Origin of the sequence: Pseudomonas sp. BN515, assembly GCF_029873155.1 — a bacterium.
Lineage (GTDB): Bacteria > Pseudomonadota > Gammaproteobacteria > Pseudomonadales > Pseudomonadaceae > Metapseudomonas.
In genome coordinates this window covers 35015-57705 of sequence record NZ_SSOH01000059.1, presented here as the reverse complement: position 1 = coordinate 57705, position 22691 = coordinate 35015, and the positions used below count along the sequence as shown (strand labels likewise).

General features: G+C 64.5%; 24 protein-coding genes. 12 read left to right on the top strand and 12 right to left on the bottom strand.

Annotated features, from left to right (window positions below; all coding sequences use genetic code 11):
• Nucleotides 1–56 precede the first annotated feature (56 nt).
• Complete coding sequence (locus E8E91_RS15315; RefSeq protein WP_280376521.1) at nt 57–1154, top strand: DUF1615 domain-containing protein; 1098 nt, start codon at nt 57–59, stop codon at nt 1152–1154.
• Between the two features lie 8 nt (nt 1155–1162).
• Here E8E91_RS15315 and E8E91_RS15310 read toward each other — a convergent pair whose 3' ends face one another.
• Nucleotides 1163–1519: a 5-carboxymethyl-2-hydroxymuconate Delta-isomerase gene (locus E8E91_RS15310; RefSeq protein WP_280376519.1), complete on the bottom strand. Its 357-nt coding sequence runs from the start codon at nt 1517–1519 to the stop codon at nt 1163–1165.
• 93 nt (nt 1520–1612) lie between these two features.
• On the opposite strand from E8E91_RS15310, the gene E8E91_RS15305 reads away from it, so the two are divergent.
• Nucleotides 1613–1816: a hypothetical protein gene (locus E8E91_RS15305; RefSeq protein WP_280376571.1), complete on the top strand. Its 204-nt coding sequence runs from the start codon at nt 1613–1615 to the stop codon at nt 1814–1816.
• A gap of 113 nt (nt 1817–1929) precedes the next feature.
• On the opposite strand, the gene E8E91_RS15300 is transcribed toward E8E91_RS15305, so the two are convergent.
• The 3 genes from E8E91_RS15300 to E8E91_RS15290 form a co-directional block, all read right to left on the bottom strand.
• Nucleotides 1930–3189, bottom strand: a complete 1260-nt coding sequence (locus E8E91_RS15300) for an MFS transporter (RefSeq protein ID WP_280376517.1) — start codon at nt 3187–3189, stop codon at nt 1930–1932.
• 51 nt (nt 3190–3240) lie between these two features.
• Entirely contained in the window at nt 3241–4311 is a 1071-nt protein-coding gene (locus tag E8E91_RS15295; protein WP_280376566.1) for a TIM barrel protein, read from the bottom strand.
• A gap of 123 nt (nt 4312–4434) precedes the next feature.
• A complete protein-coding gene (locus tag E8E91_RS15290) occupies nt 4435–5931 on the bottom strand; it encodes a PLP-dependent aminotransferase family protein (RefSeq protein WP_280376515.1) in 1497 nt (498 codons plus the stop codon).
• Between the two features lie 256 nt (nt 5932–6187).
• On the opposite strand from E8E91_RS15290, the gene E8E91_RS15285 reads away from it, so the two are divergent.
• From E8E91_RS15285 to E8E91_RS15260, 6 genes are all read left to right on the top strand, one after another.
• A complete protein-coding gene (locus tag E8E91_RS15285) occupies nt 6188–7387 on the top strand; it encodes an NAD(P)/FAD-dependent oxidoreductase (RefSeq protein WP_280376512.1) in 1200 nt (399 codons plus the stop codon).
• 369 nt (nt 7388–7756) lie between these two features.
• Nucleotides 7757–9193, top strand: a complete 1437-nt coding sequence (locus tag E8E91_RS15280; RefSeq protein WP_280376509.1) for a HAMP domain-containing sensor histidine kinase — start codon at nt 7757–7759, stop codon at nt 9191–9193.
• On the top strand, nt 9190–9816 hold the full coding sequence (locus E8E91_RS15275) for a response regulator (protein ID WP_280376507.1): 627 nt from the start codon (nt 9190–9192) through the stop codon (nt 9814–9816). The genes E8E91_RS15280 and E8E91_RS15275 overlap by 4 nt, the downstream gene beginning before the upstream one ends.
• 97 nt (nt 9817–9913) lie before the next feature.
• Nucleotides 9914–10402: a heme-binding protein gene (locus E8E91_RS15270; protein WP_280371016.1), complete on the top strand. Its 489-nt coding sequence runs from the start codon at nt 9914–9916 to the stop codon at nt 10400–10402.
• A gap of 357 nt (nt 10403–10759) precedes the next feature.
• Entirely contained in the window at nt 10760–11716 is a 957-nt protein-coding gene (locus E8E91_RS15265; RefSeq protein WP_280376505.1) for a hypothetical protein, read from the top strand.
• A gap of 289 nt (nt 11717–12005) precedes the next feature.
• Nucleotides 12006–12230, top strand: a complete 225-nt coding sequence (locus E8E91_RS15260; protein WP_190832017.1) for a VF530 family protein — start codon at nt 12006–12008, stop codon at nt 12228–12230.
• 31 nt (nt 12231–12261) lie between these two features.
• On the opposite strand, the gene E8E91_RS15255 is transcribed toward E8E91_RS15260, so the two are convergent.
• From E8E91_RS15255 to E8E91_RS15225, 7 genes are all read right to left on the bottom strand, one after another.
• Nucleotides 12262–14055 carry an alpha/beta fold hydrolase gene (locus E8E91_RS15255; RefSeq protein ID WP_280376501.1) on the bottom strand — a complete coding sequence of 598 codons (1794 nt, stop codon included), beginning with the start codon at nt 14053–14055 and terminating at the stop codon, nt 12262–12264.
• 254 nt (nt 14056–14309) lie between these two features.
• Nucleotides 14310–16244 carry a DEAD/DEAH box helicase gene (locus E8E91_RS15250; protein WP_280376499.1) on the bottom strand — a complete coding sequence of 645 codons (1935 nt, stop codon included), beginning with the start codon at nt 16242–16244 and terminating at the stop codon, nt 14310–14312.
• A 276-nt stretch (nt 16245–16520) separates the two neighbouring features.
• Complete coding sequence (locus E8E91_RS15245; protein WP_280376496.1) at nt 16521–17042, bottom strand: gluconokinase; 522 nt, start codon at nt 17040–17042, stop codon at nt 16521–16523.
• Between the two features lie 152 nt (nt 17043–17194).
• Nucleotides 17195–17803 carry a putative adenosine monophosphate-protein transferase Fic gene (locus tag E8E91_RS15240; protein ID WP_280376493.1) on the bottom strand — a complete coding sequence of 203 codons (609 nt, stop codon included), beginning with the start codon at nt 17801–17803 and terminating at the stop codon, nt 17195–17197.
• Nucleotides 17803–17973 (bottom strand): YhfG family protein, encoded by a 171-nt coding sequence (locus E8E91_RS15235; RefSeq protein WP_280376490.1) that lies wholly within the window; start codon nt 17971–17973, stop codon nt 17803–17805. Before E8E91_RS15235 ends, E8E91_RS15240 begins: the two co-directional genes overlap by 1 nt.
• 111 nt (nt 17974–18084) lie before the next feature.
• The gene (locus E8E91_RS15230; protein ID WP_280376489.1) at nt 18085–18429 is read right to left on the bottom strand and encodes a Bro-N domain-containing protein; all 345 of its coding nucleotides are present in this window, start codon (nt 18427–18429) and stop codon (nt 18085–18087) included.
• 425 nt (nt 18430–18854) lie between these two features.
• Nucleotides 18855–19448 (bottom strand): TetR/AcrR family transcriptional regulator, encoded by a 594-nt coding sequence (locus tag E8E91_RS15225; RefSeq protein WP_280376486.1) that lies wholly within the window; start codon nt 19446–19448, stop codon nt 18855–18857.
• Nucleotides 19449–19665: 217 nt separating this feature from the next.
• Here E8E91_RS15225 and E8E91_RS15220 point away from each other — a divergent pair, with 217 nt between their 5' ends.
• Nucleotides 19666–20067, top strand: coding sequence for an MbcA/ParS/Xre antitoxin family protein (locus tag E8E91_RS15220; RefSeq protein WP_280371035.1), 402 nt, complete (start codon nt 19666–19668; stop codon nt 20065–20067).
• Nucleotides 20067–20753: an RES family NAD+ phosphorylase gene (locus E8E91_RS15215; protein ID WP_280376484.1), complete on the top strand. Its 687-nt coding sequence runs from the start codon at nt 20067–20069 to the stop codon at nt 20751–20753. The genes E8E91_RS15220 and E8E91_RS15215 overlap by 1 nt, the downstream gene beginning before the upstream one ends.
• Here E8E91_RS15215 and E8E91_RS15210 read toward each other — a convergent pair.
• Nucleotides 20750–21889 carry a YbdK family carboxylate-amine ligase gene (locus E8E91_RS15210; RefSeq protein ID WP_280376482.1) on the bottom strand — a complete coding sequence of 380 codons (1140 nt, stop codon included), beginning with the start codon at nt 21887–21889 and terminating at the stop codon, nt 20750–20752. The genes E8E91_RS15215 and E8E91_RS15210 overlap by 4 nt on opposite strands.
• 206 nt (nt 21890–22095) lie before the next feature.
• Here E8E91_RS15210 and E8E91_RS15205 point away from each other — a divergent pair, with 206 nt between their 5' ends.
• Nucleotides 22096–22326 (top strand): hypothetical protein, encoded by a 231-nt coding sequence (locus tag E8E91_RS15205; RefSeq protein WP_280376479.1) that lies wholly within the window; start codon nt 22096–22098, stop codon nt 22324–22326.
• Nucleotides 22326–22616 carry a hypothetical protein gene (locus E8E91_RS15200; RefSeq protein WP_280376478.1) on the top strand — a complete coding sequence of 97 codons (291 nt, stop codon included), beginning with the start codon at nt 22326–22328 and terminating at the stop codon, nt 22614–22616. The genes E8E91_RS15205 and E8E91_RS15200 overlap by 1 nt, the downstream gene beginning before the upstream one ends.
• Nucleotides 22617–22691 lie beyond the last annotated feature (75 nt).

Genomic DNA, 22691 nt, shown 5'->3' with positions numbered 1-22691 from the left:
CCCAGCTGTCTTTCATGCCATGTTTCGACGGCATGAATCGCAAGGCAGTCCCTTTCATGAGCAACCTCGTCACCCGTTTCATCACCCTCTCTACGCTTCTGACCCTCGCCGCTTGCGGCACCCAGCGCCCGCAGGAGCCGGTGCTGCGGCCCGCTGAAGTGCGAGCCAAGGTGGTCAAGCTGATGCCAGCCAAGGTGCCGGACCGCCAGGGCTGGGCCGCGGATATCCAGGCTGCCTTCGCCGCCCAGGACATCGCCCCCACCGACAGCAACCTCTGTGCCGTGCTGGCAGTCACCGAGCAGGAGTCCACCTACCAGGTGGACCCGCCCGTACCGGGGTTGGCGAAGATCGCCAGGCAGGAAATCCTGCGCCGCGCCGGTGGACTGCATGTGCCAGCCTTCGTGGTGAATTCCGCCCTGAAGATCGACTCACCCAACGGCAAGACTTACGATCAACGCCTGTCCGCCGCACGCACGGAGAAGGAACTGAGCGCCATCTTCGACGACTTCATCGACATGGTGCCCCTGGGTCGGAAACTGTTCGGCAACTTCAACCCGGTGCACACCGGCGGCCCCATGCAAGTGAGCATCGCCTTCGCCGAAGCCAACGCGAAAAGCTATCCGTACCCGGTCAAGGGCTCCATTCGCCATGAGGTCTTCACCCGACGCGGCGGCATGTACTTCGGCATCGGCCACCTGCTGGGCTACCCGGCTCATTATCCGAAGCCGCTCTACCGCTTCGCCGACTTCAACGCCGGCTGGTACGCCAGCCGCAACGCCGCCTTCCAGAACGCCGTGAGCCTGGCTTCAGGCATTCCCCTGGAGCTGGATGGCGACCTGGTGATCCACGGTTCCAGCAAGGCGGGCTCCACCGAACTCGCGGTGCGCGCCCTGCAGAAACAACTGGACCTCAGCGACTCGGCCATCCGCCGCGCGCTGCTCAAGGGGGACAGCCTGGAGTTCGAGGAAACCGACCTCTATGAGCGCGTCTTCGCCCTGGCCGAGAAAGTCGAGCGGCGCAAGCTGCCCCGCGAGGTGATGCCGGGCATCGACCTGAAGAGTCCGAAGATCACCCGCAAGCTCACCACCAAGTGGTTTGCCGAGCGGGTGGATGGGCGCTACCAGGGCTGTATGAAGCGCGCCTCAGGGCTCTGAGCCACAGGTCAGAGGAAGGCCTTGGCGTAGGTACTGCGTTCCATGTCCTGCATCTGCACACTGAGCTGCACGTCGAGGCCATCGGGTTTGTTGAAGTTCTGCTCGATGGCTTCCAGCACGCCACGGGAGAGCGCCTGCTTGACGTTCTCCGGACGGCCTGAGAGTAGCCACAGCGTGGCGTGCACAAAGGCGCGGCCGTCGCTCGCAGTGCCCACCAGGAAATGCTCATGGCGTATGGAGCGGCTCTTGATGTCCGCCTCGGAGAAATGGCCGGTGCCGGCGAGGAAGCCATTGCAGGCGGCGAGCGTGGCAGCGGCGTCGAAGTCCGGGAGGTTGGCGCTGTACTCGATAACGAGATGGGGCATCGGGGGTAATCCTCATGGTGAAGTTGAAGTCGTGTGCCGGCGCCGACAATAGCGTGTCCCGGCGTGTCACCACCGAGAAGGGTTCGCTGCGGAATGCACTTCCAGCGGCAGGCAGGTGAGGGTGCCGAGGCGGCGAACCGCTACCCTACAGTTTTCATCGCCCCCCTGGCCATCGACCGCTTCCTGCGCCCGCTGTGCTACCAGAACTACCCCGACGGGCTGCTGCCGGATGCGCGGAAGAACGCCATTCAGCCGGGCATCCAGCGGCTGGTCGATACAAGGGGCGTGATCTGCTGAATGCAGAAGCCTCCACCTGACGCAGCGATCGGTTGCTGCGCAGGGTGGAGGCTTCAGGTGGCGCACCAATCAGGAAAGCCGGCCATACGGCCGGCATTCCAATGGCACAGAGCTTATGCCAGGGATTCACCAGAGGCGCTGGCGACGCGTTTGTTCACCGAGCGATGCAGCAGGCTGGAAACCATGAAACCGATTACAGCCAGCACGCTCATCAGCGAGAACACGTAGGTGTAGCCCTGTTCGCCCGGATAGTGGTCGAGCAGCGCGCCGTAGATGATGTAGGCGAACATGCCGGGCGCGTAGCCGATCAGGCAGCCGATGCCGAAAGCCGAGCCGCTGATTCGCGAGGGGATTCCCACTTCGCTCATCGGCGCCCAGAACACACCGCGCATGGTGAATACCACCAGGGCAAAGGACAGCGTGGCGGCCATGCCGGCGTAGATGTAGCTCTCGCCATGGGGGATGCTGAAGATCACGGCCATCAGCGGCAACAGCGCGAGGAAGGCCCACTTCAGGTAGCGGCTCGGGCTTTTCAGTCCTTTGTCGGCGATGAAGCCGCCAGCCGGGCCACCCAGGACCTTGAGGAAGTACTGGTTGATGATGCCGTAGGCGCCGACCAGGGCCACCGGCAGCTCGTACATGTCCTTCAGGTAGGGGATGAAGTAGGTCAGGCCGCAGTAGACGATGTAGACCATGAACACGTTCAGGCTCACCAGCCAGATGCCTGGCATGCGCACCGCTTCCATCAGGCCGGCGAGGCCGATGGGTTCACGGTTGCCGTTCGCCTGGCGGGCATCCCTGAGCAGGAACAGCGTGAGCAGGCCGACAACGATATCGATCCCCGAATAGAACAGGATGGCGGCCTTCAGGCCGGCGGCGCCGGAGCCCAGGGCGACGAAGACCCCCAGGGCGGAAAAGGCCACGAGCGTATCCACCACGCCACGGCCACCTTCCAGGAAGCCGAACATGCGCCCCTGTTCACCGTCATCGCCGAGGTTGCGGATGGCCTTGAGCAGGGAAGGCCAGAAGATGCAGTCGGCGCACACCGCCAGCAGGGAGAAGACGATCAGGAGCTGGCTGTAGCCGGGGAAGCTGGCCAGGTACAGGCCCAGCGCGCCGGTGCCAACCAGGCCGAGGGGGATCAGCTTGCGGGTCTCGAAACGGTCAGCGAGGAAGCCGCCTACCACGAACAACGCGGTGGCGATGATGGCGTTTGCACTGAGCAGGGTGCCGATCTCGGTATGGGTCAGCCCCATGTGTTCCTGCATCGGGATGTAGAAGGCGTCCTTGAGGTTCGCCAGTTTGTAGATGGTCCCGCCACCGAGGACGAGGACCAGGAAACGGAGCCATTTGGCTTTGTTCTGTGCTGTCATTGTTGTTCTCCACAGCTTCCAGAGTTGTCGAAGGGCCGATTGCGCGGCCGGTCAGATGCGTTCTGCGTCGTCCAGCGTCAGTTCGGCCAGCAAGCGCAGCTCGGCCAGCAGGCCGCGCACGTACCGCACCTGGTTGTTGGCCCAACGATGCTCGTCGGCCAGCATGCGTTCGAGGCTGTAGCCCGGCGGCAGCGGCGTCTCGCTCATTTCGCGGTAAGGAATGAAGGGATCGGCGTCTTCGCCGGTCTGCCGGAAGGCCGGCGCGATGTAGTGGTTTTCCTGTTCGAGGATGAAGGCCACGACCTGCGGGGCGGTTTCGCCCAACAGCAGCAGTTCCAGGAACATCCGCGCGCCAGGCAACTGGTCATCGGCGCTGCCCTGGAGCACACCATAGTGGCCAAAGCCATTCTGCTCGGGGACCACGCGCACGCCCTTGAGATGGACCTGGCGGATGAAGGGGGCGAGGCTGGTCAGGGCCGGCAACGGTTGTTCGCAGGCGTTGATCATGTTGCCGAAGTCGAACAGGGCATTGAGGCGCGGGTGGCCAACCCGGCGCAGCAGGGCGGCGATCTCTGCGCTCTTGAGTTCTTCGTGTTGCTCGAAGTCGAAGTTGAGGTCGTGCTCGTCGGCCAGCCGCGCCAGGCGCCGCAGGTCGTCTTCGATCAGGTCCATCACGCGTGAAAGGTGGCCCTCGTAGCGGGAGTAGACGCGGATGTTGCGGCTGCCGATTGCACGGGCCACCGCCACTGCCTGATCGACGTCCTCGGGCAGGGTGCTGCTGATCTCCACATGCACGTCCAGCTCCAGCGAGCGGGCTTTGTCGGCGAAGGCGGCAAGTTGCTCGGCGGTCATGCGCGAAAGGCTGTTGTGCTCGCCATCCAGCAGGTGCAGCGAGAGGCCGTCGAGTTCATGCCGGTAAGCGAAGTCGAGCATGTCTTCGGGCGTGACACGTCCCTGGGTGAGGTTGGTCAGCAGCGGATAGCCGTGGGCGAACAGGCGCAGGCTGTCCAGGCGTTCCAGCAGGCGGCGGGCAAGGTCGGGGGTGAGTAGCGGGGGCGCGCTGTCCGCCCCGGCGTTATGACTCAGCAGGGCGGCGAATCGGGCTTGGATAGCGTTCATTATTGTCATTCCTGATAGCGGCGCCGGGGTGGCCGGCAGTGCTTTTATCGCTCCGGAATGGCGCTATACCTATAGCCATTAATGTTTAGTTCTTATAGCCACTTTGGCCGCCCGCACGGCGCGGGCTCAAACTCGCACGCCGATGGCGCGCAGGGCCTGGGCGAACTCCTGCACACGCTGTTCAGCCTGCGTTTCCGGTGTGGCGGCGAATCCGAGCAGCAGCCCCGGTGGCAGGTAGTGGCGGATGCAGTAGTCACGCAGGGCATAGGTGTAGACCTGATGGTCGGCGAGCCCTCGCGCCAGGGCGTCGTCATCCATCTCCTCGGGCAACCAGCCCATGAGGTGCAGGCCGGCTTCCACCGGCGTGACAGACAGGAAACCGCCCAAGTGGCGCTGCAAGGCCTCTACCAGGCATGCCTGGCGCGCCTGGTAGAGGTTGCGCATACGACGGATGTGGCCCAGGAAGTGGCCGTCCTGCATGAAGTCGGCGGTGGTGGCCTGGTGCAGCGTGGAGGGGCTGCGGTCCATGACCGCCCGAATGGCGCAGAACGGCTCCACCAGATCCTCCGGGAGGATCACGTAGCCCAGGCGCAGCGAAGGGTAGAGCACCTTGCTGAAGGTGCCGACGTAGATGACCTTGTCCCACTGGTCCATGGCGTAGAGCGCCGGCAGGGGGCGGCCGACGTAGCGGAATTCGCTGTCGCAATCGTCCTCGATGATCCAGCCCTGGCTGCGTCCGGCCCAGTCGATCAGCTCCTGGCGCCGCGCGTAGCTCATGGTGGTGCCCAGTGGGTGCTGGCGAGAGGGCGTGGTGAAGGCCAGGCGCGCGTCCGGGCAATCGCGCAGGCCCTGCATCACGTCCAGGCCCTGGTCGTCGATTCGCAATGGCACCAGCTGACAGCCCAGCGCCTGGAAGGCGATACGTGCGGCGATATGGCCGGGGTCCTCCATCCACACGTTGTCGCCGGGGTTGAGCAGCAGCATGCCGAGCAGGTTGAAGGCCTGCTGGGCGCCAGAGGTGATTACCACCTGGTCCACGCTGCACTCGATGCCACGGGCGTCGGCCACATACTCGACGATCGCCTCGCGCAGGCGCAGCAGGCCCTTCAGTTCTCCGTAGCCCAGATCGGTCTTGCCGGGCTTGCGGAGGTGGCGGTTCATCATGCGCTTCCACACCAGCATGGGAAACGCGTCGTAGGCCGGGTGGCTGGGCAGGAACGAGGTCGGGCAGTCCGGCGCCCAGGCGCTGTAGGACATGCCACTGAAGTGGTCGCTGCGCAGGGAATGCACCGCCTGGCTCATGCTGGACAGACGCGGTGGCTTGCGCGGCTTGTCGGCGGCGGCATTGCGTCCTTCCCACTCATCGCCGACATAGGAGCCAGCGCCCGTCCGCGATGCCAGGAAGCCCTCGGCGGTCAGCTGGTCAAACGCATTGAGCAGCGTGATGCGCGACAACCCCAGTTCCTTGCACAGGGTGCGCGTCGAGGGCAGCCGGGTCCCGCCGGGAAGCCGACCGGAGAGAATCTGCTTGCGCACCTGCAGGTAAAGCTGGCGATAGAGCGGCACAGGACTGGAACGGTCCAGCTCGATGCCGGTCAGCAACATGCCGCCGGGGGTCTTCATCCAGGGTCTGCCTTGTAGCGGGAAACACGAAGGGAAATGAGGGTTCTTATTTTGCGCTGAGCATGGTCGGAGAGGGAGCCTCCACGTGAAGAATGAGGCCCGCTGAACCGCGCCCCATAGCAGCCATCGCAAGCTGCGCCATCATTCCGCACAAGACCAGCTATCAATCGAATTGAGTATGTCGGCCCCGGCACGAGACCGACTATCTGCCCGGCTGAACATCCGTCGTTATCTGACCTTGTCTCCGGAGCAGACCATGAAAAACATTCTGATTGTCGGTGCGGGATTCGGTGGAGTCTGGAGCGCCTTGAGCGCCGCCCGCCTGCTGGACAAATACGATTGCGATTACGTGCATATCACCCTGCTGGCGCCCCAGCCGGAGCTGCGGATACGTCCGCGTTTCTACGAGCCGGACGTGCACCGGATGTTCGCGCCGCTGGAGGACTTGTTCGACTCGGTGGGCATTCGCTTCGTCATGGGCACGGCCAACCGCATCGACGAGCAGGCGCAGACCCTCGGCTACCTCGACGAGGCGGGGCAGCAGGCCGAACTGCATTACGATCGCCTGGTGCTGGCGACCGGCAGCCAGCTCGTGCGCCCGAATGTGCCAGGCCTGGCCACCCATGCCTTCGACGTCGACCAGATCGAATCGGCGGTACGCCTGGAGAATCACGTTCGCTCCCTCAAGGACCGGCCCCACAGCGCCGCCCGTAATACAGTGGTGGTGGCCGGTGGAGGTTTCACCGGCATCGAAACCGCAACGGAGATGCCGGCACGCCTCAAAGCCGTGCTCGGCGACGACCAGGACATCCAGGTGATAGTCATCGACCGTGGCCCGCAGATTGGCGCCGCCATGGGTGACGGGATTCGCCCGTCGATCATCGAAGCGTCCCGGCACCTGGGCATCGAATGGGTGCTGAACGCCACCGTGGCTGCGGTGGACGCGAACGGCGTGACCCTGGCCGATGGCCGACGCATCGAGGCCGCAACGGTGATCTGGACCGTCGGCTTCCGTGCCAGCCCGCTGACCGAACAGTTGACCAGCGTGCGCGATGCGCAGGGGCGGCTGCACGTCGATGAGCACCTCAAGGTGTCCGGTCAGGACAAGGTATTCGCCGCCGGCGATGTGGCCTATGCCGCCACCGACGACCTCGGCAATTTCGCGGTGATGTCCTGCCAGCACGCAATCTCCCTCGGCCGGCATGCGGGCAACAATGCCGCCGCCGACTTGCTCGGCGTTCTCCCGACGCCGTACCGCCAGCCCAAGTACGTGACCTGCCTGGACCTCGGCGCCTGGGGCGCGGTGTTCACCGAAGGCTGGGACCGCCAGCTCAAACTGGTCAAACAGGAAGCCAAGGAGCTCAAGACGCAGATCAACACCCTGTGGATCTACCCGCCGGCAGCCGATCGCGCCACCGCCCTTGCGGCTGCCGACCCACGAATTCCCGTGGCGTAGGCCGTTTCCACACGCGACCCCTCACCCCCATCCCCTCTCCCTGAAGTGGAGAGGGGTGACTCCCGGCCCACCTCTCGCGCAATCCTGTAGGGGCGAATTCATTCGCCAAACAGGGCGCAGTCCTGCCCTGTGGGGGCGAATTCGTTCGCGATTGAAATCGCCCCCCACAGCGAAGCCCGCGTTGGCCATCGCGCCCGGACGCGTCCATGCTCACTGCGGCCATGAAACAATGGCGCATTTCCGCAACCGGGCTGAATGGATGCAAGCAATCGACATGTCACTACCGGGTCACGCTATCGACGCGCCGCTCGGCTGCTCGCGTCCTGCCTCCGTAGCCGTACGGATGGTCGATTTTCGAGGCGGCAGGGCATGATGCCGGTCGTGAAACCCCTGACGATTCCCCGTACCTTCGTTCTCTGGTTGGTCCTGTTCTGTCCCATCGCTGCCTGGATCGGTTGGCAGGACTACGCCGACCGCTACGAGCGCTTTTTCCAGGACACCAGCATTGCCCAGCGCATGCTCAGTCAGAAGACTGTGCAGCACGAAGCAGTGCTGGCTACCCTGGCCGCGCTGTCGCATCCCCCCATTCCTGAGCGTCTGCTGCCCAGCCTGCAACCGTCCATGCCGCAGTTGCTGGGGTTGGGTTACCTGCGCGATGGCGCCTGGGCGGGCAGTACCGAATCTCCGCCGGGGCTGGCGACTGCCGTCGAGCAGGCGAAGCAACTGGGGAGGCCGGTCACACTGGCGCTGGACGAGGCCCGCTACTGGCTGGTGGCCCCATCGGGCTGGAGCCTGTTGCTGGACGCCCGGCATCTCATTCCGGCCGCTGACTTTCCGCCCTCGCTGGCCATGCTGACGCTGGACGTGGGGGCGGGGCCGCTCACGCTGCTGGCGCGCCAGTCCGACAGCTCACCGGGCTTGAAGATCGACCTGCACAAACCACTGGGTGCCGTCAGCCAACCCTTTCCCGTGCACAGTTGGCGCACGCTGACGCCCGCCGACTGGCCCTGGGTCGAGTGGCTGGCCTGGGCCGCCGCCAGTTGCCTGCTGGCGGCCGGCACCACTGCCTGGCAGCGCTCGCGCGCCGAGGCCAGGCGGCAGCAGGAGACGGTCCGCCTCGCGGCGATGACGCGCCTCAGCACCCTGGGGGAAATGGCTGCGGGTATCGCCCATGAATTGAACCAGCCGCTGACCGCCATCCTCGCCCAGGTGCGCGCTGCCGAACGCCTGCTGGATGACGAGGAAGAGCGCCCGACGGTACGTCAGGCCCTGCTTGCCAGCGCCGGCCAGGCCCGCCGTGCGGCCGACATCATCAGCCGTATGCGCGAACTGGTGAAACCCAGTTCGCCTTCGCCGCGCAGGGCGGTGGACCCCGACGCGCTGGCGGCTTCGCTGCTGTTCCTGCGCGAAGACGAACTGGCCCGACGCGGCATCCGACTGGCCTGGCGCAACGCAAGTCCCGGCGCCCGCCCGCTGGGTGACCGGGTGGCCCTCGAACAGATCCTGCACAACCTGGTGCAGAACGCCGCCGACGCACCGGGCACCCGGAGCATCGTCCTGAAGGGTGCAGTCGAAGGCAGCGAATACGTATTCAGCGTCAGCGATGACGGCCCCGGCATCGATGCCGAAGCCATGCCGCGACTGTTCGAGCCGTTCTACACCACGCGGCCCCAAGGCATGGGGCTGGGCCTGGCGCTGTGCGAGACGCTGGCCGGCGCCATGGACGGCCGTATGACCGTCCGCAACCTCGAACCCCGGGGCGCCTGCTTCACCTTGCGCCTGCCCCTTGCCGGAGCCGACGCATGAGCCTGCCCGCACATTCCCCGCTCGTATACCTGGTGGACGACGACGATGCCGTTCGCGAGGGGCTGGCGCTGTTGCTGCGTAGCGTCGGCCTGCGCAGCGAGGGGCATGGCGATCCCCAGGCCTTCCTCGCCTCGCTGTCGCCGCAGTCCATCGGTTGCGTGGTGCTGGACATCCGCATGCCGGGTATCGGCGGGTTGGACGTGCTGGCACGGTTGGCGGAAGTGTCCGATCTGCCGGTGGTGATGCTGACCGGTCACGGCAACGTCGACCTGTGCCGCCGTGCCTTCAAGGGCGGCGCCATGGAATTCCTGCAGAAGCCGGTGGATGACGATGTGTTCCTGGATGCGGTGCAGGCCGCCGTGCGCAGCCACGTCGCCAGCCGCGAGCGCCAGGCAGTGACCCAGGCGGCTGTCGAGCGGCTGGCACGCCTGTCCGGGCGCGAGCGCGACGTGCTGGTGCGCATCGTCCAGGGCATGAGCAACAAGGAAATCGCGCGCGAATTCGACCTGTCGCCGCGCACCGTGGAAACCTATCGGGCCAACGTCTTCGCCAAGCTCGAGGCCGACTCCCTGGCGCAGCTCATCCGCCAGTACGCGACCCTGCTGGACTCACCGTCTCCGTAGCGCTACGGAGGCTGCAGCGTAATCGGGCGAATACCGCCCCCGGCGCGCGCTCGCCACACTGGCTACTCCTGAAATCGATCCCGAAAAGGACGTAACCATGTCTCGTTATTCGCTTGCCGCGCTGCTCTGCTCCCTGACCTTCGCGGGCGCCGCCAATGCCGCCGTGCTGAAAGAAAGCAATATCTCGACTGCCGACGCCCAGAAGCTGGCCGCCGCCACCGTCGCGGCCTGCCAGGCCAAGGGTTACAACGTGAGCGCTGCGGTGGTGGACCGCGCCGGCCTGCTGAAGGCCTTCGCCCGCGCCGACAACGCCGGCCCGCACACCATCGAAGCCAGCCAGGCCAAGGCCTTCACCTCCGCCTCCGCCAAGACCCCGACCCTGGCCATCATGGAAAACGCCCAGAAGAACCAGGTCGCCGCCAACCTGACCGACATTCCCGGCTTCCTGCTGCTGGGCGGTGGTGTGCCGGTGAAGGCTGGCGATGCCGTGATCGGTGCCATCGGCGTGGCCGGCGCTCCGGGCGGCCACCTCGATGCGCAGTGCGCGGACGAAGTCCTGGCTGCCAACGCCGAGCTGTTCAAGTAAGCGGCGGGGAAGGGCGGGCGACCTGAGCGCCCACCCGTTACCCGTTTCTCACAGCTGTTTGAGGGCCCGACCCGATCCACGATAGGGAGCGTCCATTTGTCGGAAGCCATCCAGCTCGATAGCGGCCCTATGCGAAATGATTCCGACTCCGATATTCGGTCGTTGACTCTCCGGCACATGGGGCTAGCGTTACCCGACGTGGGAAAATTTCCCACTGATGGTGCTGACTGGTCCAGAAGGATCGTGCGGATACACCGCTGTTGCATTTCAAGCTGAAGTCAGATGCCCGCGCTGGTTGGCCGGCCGCTCCTGTGAGCGGTGAGGAAATCAAAGACTCATCCGACAAGAGGTGACGAAATGAACTCCCGAACTGTTCCATCTGACGCTGCGACTGCCTTCAGCCCCACTAAGGCCTTTCCACTACGCGTTCCGCTGACCGCTTTCCTGGCGCTTTCGCTCGGCCTGATCGGCCAGCAGGCCCAGGCCGCCAAGGATGCCGGCTGCGAGGGCGGCGGATTCTCCGTCGTGCTTCTCGGCGGGACGTTTTCCAGCCCCACGGACACCGTGGTGCCCGCCAGTTCGGTGGGCGCCAGCTTCCTGGTCCAGGGCAAGTTCGTGACATTCGAAGTCGATGCGGCCACGCTCGGCGTTCGCAACTACACCCTGACCGGCGCACCGAATCCGCTGGACATGACCGGTGGCGTACCGACCACTTTGTTCGCCAGCAAAACGCCAAATCTCGGTGGCGTGGCGTTGAGTGGCAATCTGACGGTGGAGGTGGAGGGCAACGATGTGCTGCTGCAACGGAGTGGCTCCGGCGTCAGCATGAAGATCCAGGCCAAGGACTGTGCCCAGGGCGGCATCTTCCAGATGGAGCCGTCGCGTGCGGATGGCCTCCCGACCGACTTCACCCATGTACTGGCGGAGGGGGTGTTCTACTTCGATAACCCCAATTTCCGAAATCCGCCCCCGCTGCCGCTTTGCACGCCGCCCAATTTCACCCCGCAGTGCTACCCGGTGCCGGTGACGCCCCGGATCAATTTCGCCAACGACCTGTCGCCCAAGCTGGTCGGACGGGACAGCCCGCAGGTTGCTACCCGCATCAGCCAGTTCGGCGGCGTATCCGTGTGGCGTGTGTCCAGTGGTGGTCGCATGGGGGGCGTATTGGGCGAGGACTCGGTCGAGGTTGCCCCGCCGCCGACGAGCTGCGTCAAGAACTGCCAGGCGCAGAACCGCGTTCGCGGCAAGTACCCAGTGCTCGGCTTCCCCTTCCCGGTGCCAGAAGCCAGCCGGCTGACGCCGCGCTTCCCTTGAGGCGGCCTGGTGACCAACAGGAGTGACCTAAGGGGAAGAAAGGTCACCACGGACCTGGGCACGGAGAAGGTGCCTGAGACGGAGGCGGTGATCCGTGGTGACCAAGCTTTATCCTCTCCGGGACTTTGTTGAGCGTACATGCACGGCGGAATTGCATGACTGTTGGCGATGAATGGACGGACCGGGTTCACCGGCAGGCCTTGTCCTGGGTCGGCACAGCGGCGGGAGTGGCCTTCTGTGATGCGTGGCCCTAAGCTCCACCGCTTTCGCAAACTGAACGAGGCCCGCCATGACCCAAACCCCGAACAATCCGTTGCATGGGGTCACGCTGGAAAAGCTGCTCAACGAACTGGTGGAGCACTACGGATGGGACGGCCTGGCCAAGCGCATCGACATCCGTTGCTTCAAGAGCGACCCGAGCATCAAGTCCAGCCTGACCTTCTTGCGCAAGACGCCCTGGGCGCGGGAAAAGGTCGAAGCCCTGTTCATCCAGATGCGTCAACGCCAGGGCTGAATTCGCCCCGGCGTTGTTCTGCCTTGTGCCCTCAGCGTTCCAGCACGTACATGCCGGGGGCGGGGCAGAGCGGCGGGTACTTGCGCGAGCCCAGCTTCTTCGGTGCCGTCTGGCTTTCGCCCGACCGCTGCTGGATCCACTCGCGCCAATGGGGCCACCAGCTGCCTTCGTGGCGTTCCCCGGCGTTCTGCAGCCAGGTTTCCGGATCATCGGCGTTGGCCGGCGCCGAATAGAAGTACGACTTGGGGTTGCCGGGCGGGTTGACCAGGCTCTGCAGGTGACCGGCGTTGGACAGCACGAAGGTGGCGTCTTCGCCGAACAGTCGGGCCGTGCCGTAGCAGCCTTGCCAGGGCGTGATGTGGTCGGTGGTGCCGCCGATCACGTAGGCGCCGACCTGAACCTGCGTCATGTCGATGGATTCGCCTGCAATCGAAAGGGTGCCCGGATTGCTGTAGGGGTTCTGCTGCACCAGGTCGAGGTAGTCCGCGTGCAACTGGGCCGGGAGACGCGTGGTGTCGTTGTTCCAGGCCAGGATGTCGAACGCCGGCGGCTTGTTGCCCAGCAGGTAGTTGTTCACCCAGTAGTTCCAGATGAGGTCGTTGGGCCGCATCCAGGCAAACATGCGCGCCATGTCCTGGCCGCTCAGTACCCCCTTGTGTCGCGAACTGGCCTTGGCCGCACGCAGGGCAGACGGTGTGGTGAAGAGACCGAGGGTGGTGTCGCCCAGCGCCGAGGGCATGTCGAGCACGCACACGGCCCAGCAGGTGTTAGCCACCTTGTGGCCTTCGCCGCGCGCCGCCAGCCAGCCCAGGTAGGCTGCCAGGGTGATGCCACCGGAGCAGGAGCCCCACATGTTCACGTCCGGGCTGCCGGTGATCTGGCGTGCCACATCCACGGCCTGGTCAAGGCACAGGGCGTAGTCGGACAGTGACCATTCGCGGTGCTTGGCGGTGGGGTTGCGCCAACTGATGACGAACAGGTTCACGCCGCTGTCCTGCACCCACTTGATCAGGCTCTTCTCCGGCGAGAGGTCGATGGCGTAGTACTTGTTGATCTGCGGCGGAGACATCACCAGCGGGCGCGCAAACATGTTCGGCGTGGTCGGCGCGAACTGCAGCAGCTCGAACATCTTGTTGCGGTACACCACCTCGCCCTTGGCCGTGGCGATGTTCTCCCCGACCTTGAACGGCGTGCTGTCGACCTGCGCCGGCAGACCGCGATTGTTCAGCATGTCATGGGTGAACTGGCGAACGCCCCGGGCCAGGCTCATGCCGCCCGTGTCCACCAGCTTGCGCAGGGCGGTGGGGTTGGTCAGCGGCGAGTTGCTGGGTGCCACCGCATCGGCCAGAAGCGAGGCGACGAACTGGGCGCGGCTCTTTTCCAGGGGCGGCAGATCGGCCGATTCGATGAAACGGTTGAATTCGCTCTGGCCGGCCAGGTAGCTCTGCAGCAGGCCACGCAGGAGGAAGTTGGATTGCCAGGCAGGATCGGCAAAGCGCTTGTCCTTGGGGTCCGGCGCGATGCTGGACTTGCCCCTGACGATGGCGCCCATCTCCTTCAGGTACCCGCCAAGGTGATAGCCGGCCTTGAGCGGCGATTTGCCCACGGCCTTGAGCAGGTAGCCGGCGGAGCTGGCCAGGTCGGCGGCGCGCACGCTGACCAGCGGATTGCCGGCCAGGGTCTGGTTGGTGGCAGTGCCGATCAGCTCGTGCTGCTGGGCGTCTCCCGGGAGGTCGGCATCCTTCTGGCTGCGGCGGGTTTTGCCGGCTGCCGGACGTCGCTTGGTTGTTGTTGTGTTCTGGGACGTTTGAGTGGATTTGCTCATTGCGACTCTCGAGTTTCCGGGCCCTTGGCCCTGCCTGCGGTGAATGGCAGAAACTCTAGGGCCCAAGGAAACCCAGGCACCTTGCATCCGGCGACAGCGGTTTTTCATTTCATGACATCGGCTGAACGGGCCGACGAAAAGAGCGGTTTGCCGGTCCCGTAGGGTGCGCCGCGCGCACCAGAAAGGTGGCTCGCGTCACAAACATCGCGTCGGTGCACATGGCGCACCCTACTTGTGGACACCGTGGCGACGATTTATTCGCGATGTCCATGTCGCGACAGCACCTCGACCGCGCCCTGCACCTTGTTCGAATACCAGATCACCCGGCTCACGCCCCGCGTAATGGCCACGTAGGCCAGGCGCAGGCTTTCGTCCTGCATCGCCTGGTCGTAGCTGTTGCGGAAGAAACCGGAGTGGGCATAGAGCGCATTACGCAGCGGATGTTTCTCCGGCGGCGCGCAGTCGTCGACGATGATCGCCACCTCCGCCTGCAAGCCCTTGGCGCGGTGAATGCTGTAGGCCCGCACCGGCAGCGCCGAATCGAGTTGGCCCTGGATCTGCCGGAGCGGCTCGTTGCGCCGGGAGAGCAGCAGCACCGGATTGCGGTCGGCATTCGTGCGGCTGGCGACATGGGCGCACTGGGCCTGGATTTCCTGCACTAGCTCCGGCATGCGGGTCTTGAGGTCGAAGCGCGAAACCAGCTTCACCCCGTGGTCGCCGGGCTGCACGGCTTTGAACGCCTTGCTGGCTTTGGTCTGCTTGAAGGCCACGCCCTCCAGCACCGCCTCGCCGTCCCGCAGGATGGGCTCGATGGAGCGGTAGTTGGTTTCCAGCGTCAGCACCGTGCTTTTCTTCGTCTTGCCCTTGCTGGGGAAGTGCCGGTCGAAGTCCATGAACAGCTCCGGCGAGCTGCCGCGCCAACCGTAGATGGACTGCCAGTCGTCGCCGATGGCCATCAGGCTCACCGCCTCGCCCTGGCGTGCCAGGCCGCGATGCAGGGCCTGAAGCCACTGGACGATCTGCGGCGAGATGTCCTGGAACTCGTCGATCAGCAGATGACAGTAGGGCGCCAGTGCCGCGCTGGGCAGGCCGTTACCCTTGGCCAGCACTTCGCCCAGGCGTTGGAAGGCAGCGTTGAAGGTCATCAGCCCCTGCTGTTGCAGCAGGGCCTCGAAGTGCTTCCAGAACTGCGCCAGGGCCTCGACGAAGGTGCGCTCCCGCGCCGAACAGGCCAGGGCACGAGGTTTCAGCTGGTCGACACGGATGCCGATGCTTTCCATGAAACCGGCCTGCACGTAGAAGGCCTCGAACAGTGGCAGCGGGGTGAACTCGCCGGCCAGCTTGAAGCTGTCCATGGGCGCCTTCGGAATTCGCGCCGGCTGGCCTTCGACCGGGGCGGGCAGTGGCGGCAGGCCCAGCAGATCGTGGACCCGCTCGCGGAACCCCGCGTCTGCGGCATAGCAATCCTGGTAGGCCTGTTGCAGCAGTCGTTGCTGGGCCGGGCGCAGGCGGCCGGCCAGCAGCGGGTTGTCCAACTCGCCGGCGCCGGCGTCGTCCAGTTGTTCGAACCAGCGCGGGTTACCCAGCAGCTCCTTGGCCAGAGTGCCCATGGCCGAATGGAAGGTGCGCACGCACTGGCGCGCCTGGGCTGTGTCGAAGGGGAATTGCCAGAAGGCCAGGACCTTCAGCAGTTGCTCGCGCAGCTGGGCGCAGGAGGCATTGGTAAAGGAAATGACCGTGAGCCGCTCCGGCGCCACGCCCATGTGGCAAAGCATGAACACCACCCGCAGTACCAGGGTGGTGGACTTGCCGGAACCGGCGCCGGCGAAGATGCGGGTGAGCGGGGCGCGGCCGAGGATCATCGCCCACTGCTCGTCCGAGGGCGGGCTGACCACGCCAGCGGCCACGGCCTGGGCCACCCGTTCGCGCATGGCCTGCAGCTGGGCGTCGGTCGCTTTCATCCGGGCGCCCGCGTAGATGCCTTCGTCGGCAGGCTTTTCCGGTTTGGCGGGGCCATCGCCAGCGGCGGCTTTCTTGGTGCCGGTCGCCTTGGTCTTGCCGGTGCTGGCGGATTTCTTCGCCCGAGGCGTGGGTTTGCGCAGTTGGTCAGCGGCTTCACGCTCGGCGCGCAGGTACTCGGTGGTTCGCGGGAAGTAACGCGCCAGGGCGCGTTTCATGGCAGACAGCATTGGATCGATCCCTGTAACCACGGCAAAGCGCGGGATTCTAAGCGCTTTTCCCCGAAGACTGGATGATGGCGGAATGCTGTGGCGGTACTGCGTCTACGTTGTGGGAGCGAATTCATTCGCGATTGAAATCGCTCCCACAGGGAGGAGAACGCTCCCTTTGTCCGCCAATCGAGGCTGGACTCGGCACCAGTCCAATGCCCGTAGGGTGCGCCGTGCGCACAAATGACAATGCTCGGTGCGCGCGGCGCACCCTACCACTGGGCACCGATTCGTTCTTCAAGCCGGCGCGTGCTGTTGCCACCACTGGTGGATGGCGCTGGCCAGTTCGCCCACCGACAGGGTGCCGTCGAGGATCAGGGTCAGCGGCTCGCCCAGCGGTTCTTCCAGGTCGACGAACTGGCTTTCCAGCAGGCTGCACGGCATGAAGTGCCCATGACGCCGGGCCATTCGCTCGGCGGCGGCGGCGGGGGAGAGCTGCAGATAGGCAAAGCCCACGCCGGGCATGGCGTGGCGCAGGCCGTCGCGGTAGCTGCGCTTGAGCGCCGAGCAGGTGAGGATCGGACGCTCGCCATCGACCTTGGCCCGGTGCAATCGCTTTTCCAGCGCGCGCAGCCAACTGGCGCGGTCCTTGTCGGTCAAGGGCTGCCCGCTGCTCATCTTCTGGATGTTGCGGTCGGGGTGGAACGCATCACCCTCGATCAGCCTGGCCCCGGTCCGCACCTCCAGTGCACGCGCCACGGCCGACTTCCCGCTACCGGCAACACCCATGACTACAACTGCATTGATGGGCTCGTACATCGCGATATCTCTGCTGCTGGTACTTAAACAGTAGGCAATGTGAGCGAAAAGATGGTTTCAGGAAGCTAACCGGATGCAGTCCGTAGGATGGGTGGAGCTTGCGATGCTGGTGGTCTGCACTCCCTCGGATATTGAAACAACGGGTGGCGGCCTCAACGGTCCAGTTCAGGCAGCGCTTGTCCAACGCACCGCTCGAATATCTGTATCAGCCCCCGGTAATCGCAGACTACTGCGTCGATATTGGCTTGGATCCATTCTTGCCTTTCCACCACCCACCAATCGATTTCGAATCCGGCGTTGGCGATCAGGTGCTCGAAAAGGATGCGCTGAGCCCGCCCATTACCGTCACGGAAGGGATGGAGCATGTTCATATCGCCGTAAAGTTCGGCCGCTGCGGCAATAAGGGCAGGACGGTCGAGTCCCTCTAGCCAGTTGGCATCCGCGAGAGCGCGGAAAAGCTTGTTCGCTTCTGGCTCCAGTCTTGTGACATTGCAGAAGTACGTACCGCCCTTGGCGATGTCCACGGTGCGAAGTTCGCCAGCCCATTCGTAGATATCGCGAAAGAGCGCGAGGTGTATACGTGCGAGGTAATTGAGGTCGTAAGGCGGAGGGGTGAAGTCGATTTCGCCTGCGGCGACCTCAGACAGGGCGCGTTCTGCCTCATCCAGCGTCGGCTCGTCCCTGATATCCAGCAAATTGCGTAGGACGAGAGAACCTGGGTAGCAATAAGGGTCCTGGTCAGCGCCGTACTTGTCGCGCATCAGCCTTGTCGATTGCGATAGCGCTCGAGGATTTCTTCCCGGCTGGGAAGCTTGCGTTCAGCGTCCGCCGGGGAAGTATCGAAACCCTCCAGACGGAGGCTGGCGGCATAGTTGGAACGACGGGTTTTGGCGCAATACGCCTGCTTGGCTCGGAGTGAAAGCGGTGGCATTTGGCAAGTCTCTTACCTGGCGCGATGGCAGGATTATAGCGAAGGGCGTTGGTTCCGGACTGCCCCCGCCCCCTCTCCCTTTCAGGGAGTGAGGGCGGGGGAGAGGGCTAACTATGCAGCACGCAATTTCCCATTCCAAAGCACCGGCAGCACCTCCTGACTCACCCACTGGCGCAACAACCGGTTTTCCGGGTGGTAGCAGTACATCCAGAGCAGGGTGTGCAGGCCGGATTCGCTGATCACGGTTTCTTCGTTGAAGCGGCCGCTGCCATTGAGCAACAGCACGCGCTGGCACTGGTCATCACAGAGCCGGCCGATAAGGCGGTCGTTGATGTCGGTGTTGAGCAGGCGGCGCAGGTCGCGGGTGGAGAACCAGGCTTCGTGCCCGATAAGGAAGGCGCGCAGCGGGCGGCGGTGGCGGCGGAAGGTCTGGGGCGTGATTTCGGGAAGGGTCATGGGAAAGCTCCATCCATTGGGTTGTGGAGCCGCCACCAAATCCTTGAAGGGTGGCGGACCGTACGAGTGTGGAAGAACCGGGAGAACAGAGCTAAGACCGGTCGGGCCGAAGCCCCTCGTACGGTCCGCCATAGACTGCCGACAATTAACGCGTCGCTATGGCGAGCTCGATTCTCCAAGCACGGGCTTCCACACCCGGCCATGACCCTCGGGTCACAGCTCCGCAAACCCTATCCAAGGCCCCTGTAAGCCAGCAATGCAGTCCCCACGTAGGCGCTTTCCCCAAGCGCCTGTCGAATTTCCCTGCCCGCGCTAAATGCGTAATAGCCTGTTTCGTCTGACTGGTTATGGCGGAAAGCGAACGCTTCCCAAGGGGACACAGCGTGTCCCTTGGCGAATGAATTCGCCCCCACAAGATCCCCATATCAGGGCAAGCGCAGGGCTCCGCGTACCGTGCCGAGGATCATCCGTTGCATCAATTCCTGCCCTTGCTCCGTTGGCAGGCCGCTGGCGTCGAGCCAGGCCGGCAGCTGATTGAGCAGGGACACTATGCCGGCCACCGCGCCGCGTCCGGCAGCGTCCAGGGGCTGGGCGGCGAGTTCCTGCAGCGGTTCCAGCAAGGCCTCTTCATAAGCCGCGCGCAGGTCGCGTGCCTGTTCCAGACGCTCCCCGGACAGGCAGCGCGCTTCCAGTTCGGCCAGGCGGAAGTGCAAGCCCATGGGCTCGTGCAGGGCCAGGTGCGCGTCGATCAGCGCGGCCAGGCGTGCCGCCGGTTCGCGGTGCACGCGGGCGGCCAGGTCGGCATTCTCCAGCAACTGCTCGTAGAGCTCTTCGATGAACTCAAACAGCAGCGCTTCCTTGCTTTCGACATGGTGATAGATGGAGCCGGCCTTGATGCCGAGCTGCGCCGCCAGGTCGCGCATGCTCACCTGGCCGTAGCCCTGCTCGGCGAACAGGGCCAGTGCCAGGTGGCGGTTCTCCATGTAGCGGGAGCGGCGTGCGGTGGTGGCGTCGAGCATGGCGGTGGCCCTCGCGAGTGGCGTGCGTCGGCACTCTAGCCAGCGCGGCTGCCGGGGCCTAGGTCGAAAGCGCTCTGGCACATTGGCGCTTTTTTCCATTGATTGGCCCCGGAGCCACCAAGGAGGGGAGGTGGTAGATACTTATCCGAACTGAATGCTTGAAATAATTCGGATAAGGATTAAATTTACAAGCAAGACATCTGCTCGAGGAAACGTCATGAGCATTCCCGCCAGCCATGCCAGCCCGGATATCCAGGGTGGCGAAGCGGGCCGCGTGGCCCTGAAGTTCTTCTTCAACCTGATGGATAAGTGGGGTTGCACCAAGGAGCAGCAGCGCACCCTGCTGGGCTCTATCGGCAATACCACCTACTTCAGCTACAAGAAGCTGCCCAGCGTGCGCCTGCCCCATGACACCCTGGAGCGCATTTCCTACCTGATGGGCATTCACAAGTCCCTGCGCATCCTGTTCAGCAACCAGGAAGCACGGGCTTACGAATGGGTGCACAAGCCCAACAGCGCCGCGCCCTTCAACGGCCGCAGCGCGCTGGACTACATGCTGGGTGGCCAGGTGGTGGATGTGGCTGATGTGCGTCGCTATCTCGATGGAGTGCGTGGCTGATGACCCAGGAGCTTCTGGTTGAACGGATTCCCGAATGGAGCAAGGCCTACCGCCTGATCAACAGCTGCTTTCCGCCCATCTCCGTGTTCGAGGACACCCTCGACCCGGATGACCTGGAAATCGCCTACGCCATCGAGTCCATGACCAATGACCGGCTGCGCGACCAGGTAGGCGAGATTTCCCGCGTGGCGCCCGAGGATCGTGTCAGCGGCGCCGGAGCCACGGTGGTGATGGCCGTGTTCACCCACATCGGCCGTGCCAGCCGCTTTTCCGATGGTTCCTTCGGTGTCTATTACTGCGCCAACTCCATCGACGCCGCCATCGCCGAAACCCGCTACCACCAGGAGCGCTTCTGGCGTGCGACCCAGGAGGCGAGCATCGAGATCACCCTGCGCGCCTACGTGAACAAGGTGGTCCAGCCGATGCTCGACGTGCGTGATCGCGTCGAGCTGCATGACCCGGACCCGGCCACTTACGGCGCCAGCCAGGCCTTTGCCGGGCAGCACCGCAACGCCGGCAAATGGGGGCTGCTGTACAACAGCGTGCGCCTGCCGGGCCACGAGTGCGTGGCTGCCTTCCGCCCGCCGGCGGTGACCCTGCCGGTGCAGGGGCCGCACTTCCGCTACCTCTGGGATGGCCGTACGCAGAGCATTTCCCACGTCCTCAAAATGAGCCAGGTAGGTTAATCGCCGCTGGTTTCGGCGATCAGCCCATCCACTACCGAAACCAGCGCCTGTTGTCGGGGCAGGCCCGCCTGCAGGGCCTCCCGGTAACGCTGCAACTGGCGGTCGGCGCTGCTGCCGTAGCGCAGGATGTGGCGGCCACGGGTGAAGGCCAGGCCGTCACCTTCGGCTTCTGCCAGTGCGCCAAAACAGGCATGGGCGCGTGCCAGCCAGGCGCCGGCCGACAGGCTGGCCTCGCCCGAGGCGTCGAGGAACAGACCGTGGATACCAAAGCGCATGGCGCGCCAGTGGTTCTCCTTCAGTATCAGGCGTTGCAGCAGAGGGTCGTGCGGGACATCTTCCGTCCGCTCCATGGACCAGGCCACGAGGGCGCGGAACAGTGAGGCCACACACAGGGCATCCTCCACCGATGGGCAGGCGTCGACGCCCAGCAACTCCAGGGCTGGAAAACGTGGGCAAGGGCGGATGCGCCAGCTGAGATCGCTCTCTCGCCGGATCGACCCTGACGCCATCAGCCACTGCATGTAGGCGGCAAACGCCGGTTCGTCCGGGAAGTGCTCGGGGATGCCCTTGTGCGGCCATTCCGCGCAGAGCGCCTGGCGATAGCTCATCAGCCCCGTCGGGCGACCACCCCACAAGGGCGATGAGGTGCTCAGCGCCAGCAGCAGGGGCAGCCAGTCCAGCACCCGGTTCATCACCAGGATGCGGTCGACGTGCTCAGGCAAGACGACCTGGACACGCAGGCCGCAGGCCAGGCTGCGGTGGGCGATCATCCGATGGTCTTCGAAGCACGATTGGTTGTGCGGGTCATCCGACGGCGTCTGTGAGTGCCAGTCCGCGAAGGGATGGGTGCCCGCGCAGACCGGCGCCAGCTGATATTCCCGAGCGATGGCTACCAGGCGGGTGCGCCGTTCCAGCAGGCTGGCGCGGGCCTCGGCGATTTCCAGCAGGCTGGGCTGGGCCATGTCCAGGCGCACCAGGCTCTGGAACATCTCCTGGCTGAAGCCTTCCTTGAATGCATCCCGGGCGGCCTGGAGGAAACCATCCGGCAGCTGCGCGGGGAGATTGCGGCTGCGCCTGTCCACCAGGAAGAAAGTTTCCGCGACGCCGAATCCGGGTGCGAGATGATCGTTGGGCATGCCGGCCCCCTCGATCTTGCATTAGTGCAAGTGACGTACCCGCCAGGGAAGGTTGCAAGGACCGTTTGTCAGCAAAGGCTCTGCAACGGGGGTGTCATGCAGCCGAGGGATGCTTTCCGATGAATAACCGCCCGATGACATTTACGCGGCGGGTTTCCCTGCTAGGTTTTTCAGTCCGGCCACTCGATTGGTGGGGAGGACTGAGAATGAATAATTTGATGCTTCGCCAGGTTGAGGACACCTTGAACAAGATGAGCGTCACGTTTCAGTTCGAGTGCTTGTGGGAGTCCGATGGCAGCTGCTCCATCACCCTCAGCAACCACCATCTCGCCATACCGCGAACCAAGGTGGCCGGCATCAGCCAGCGGGAGCTGCAGGATGTGTCCAGCACCCAGCGACTGGGCCTGGAATTGATGGATCGGGTTCTGGACGACTGATGATGCGCCAGTCCCATTCGCCGAAGTTGCAGGTGCTGCACCAGCCTTCCGGCAAGAGTCCCAGGTCGGTCGAACGTGTCGCCATCTTCATGGTGATCGGGATGTTCCTGCTGGGTGTCTACGGTCAGTACTCAGGCCGTGGCCCGGGCAGCGCCCCTGCGCAGAGCAGGCCGGCAACAACGCCGGTATTCGAATTCCAGCGCCTGAGTGCCAATCCCGCTGAGCGGACGGCTTCGTCCGGGCAACAGCCCCGGCAGGACGCTCGCAGCCGGCAGGAACAACAACTGTAGGGGCGAATGAATTCGCCATGCAGGCCGAAGGACTGCCCTTGGGGGCGAGGGATGCTTCGCATCCCTTGGCGAATG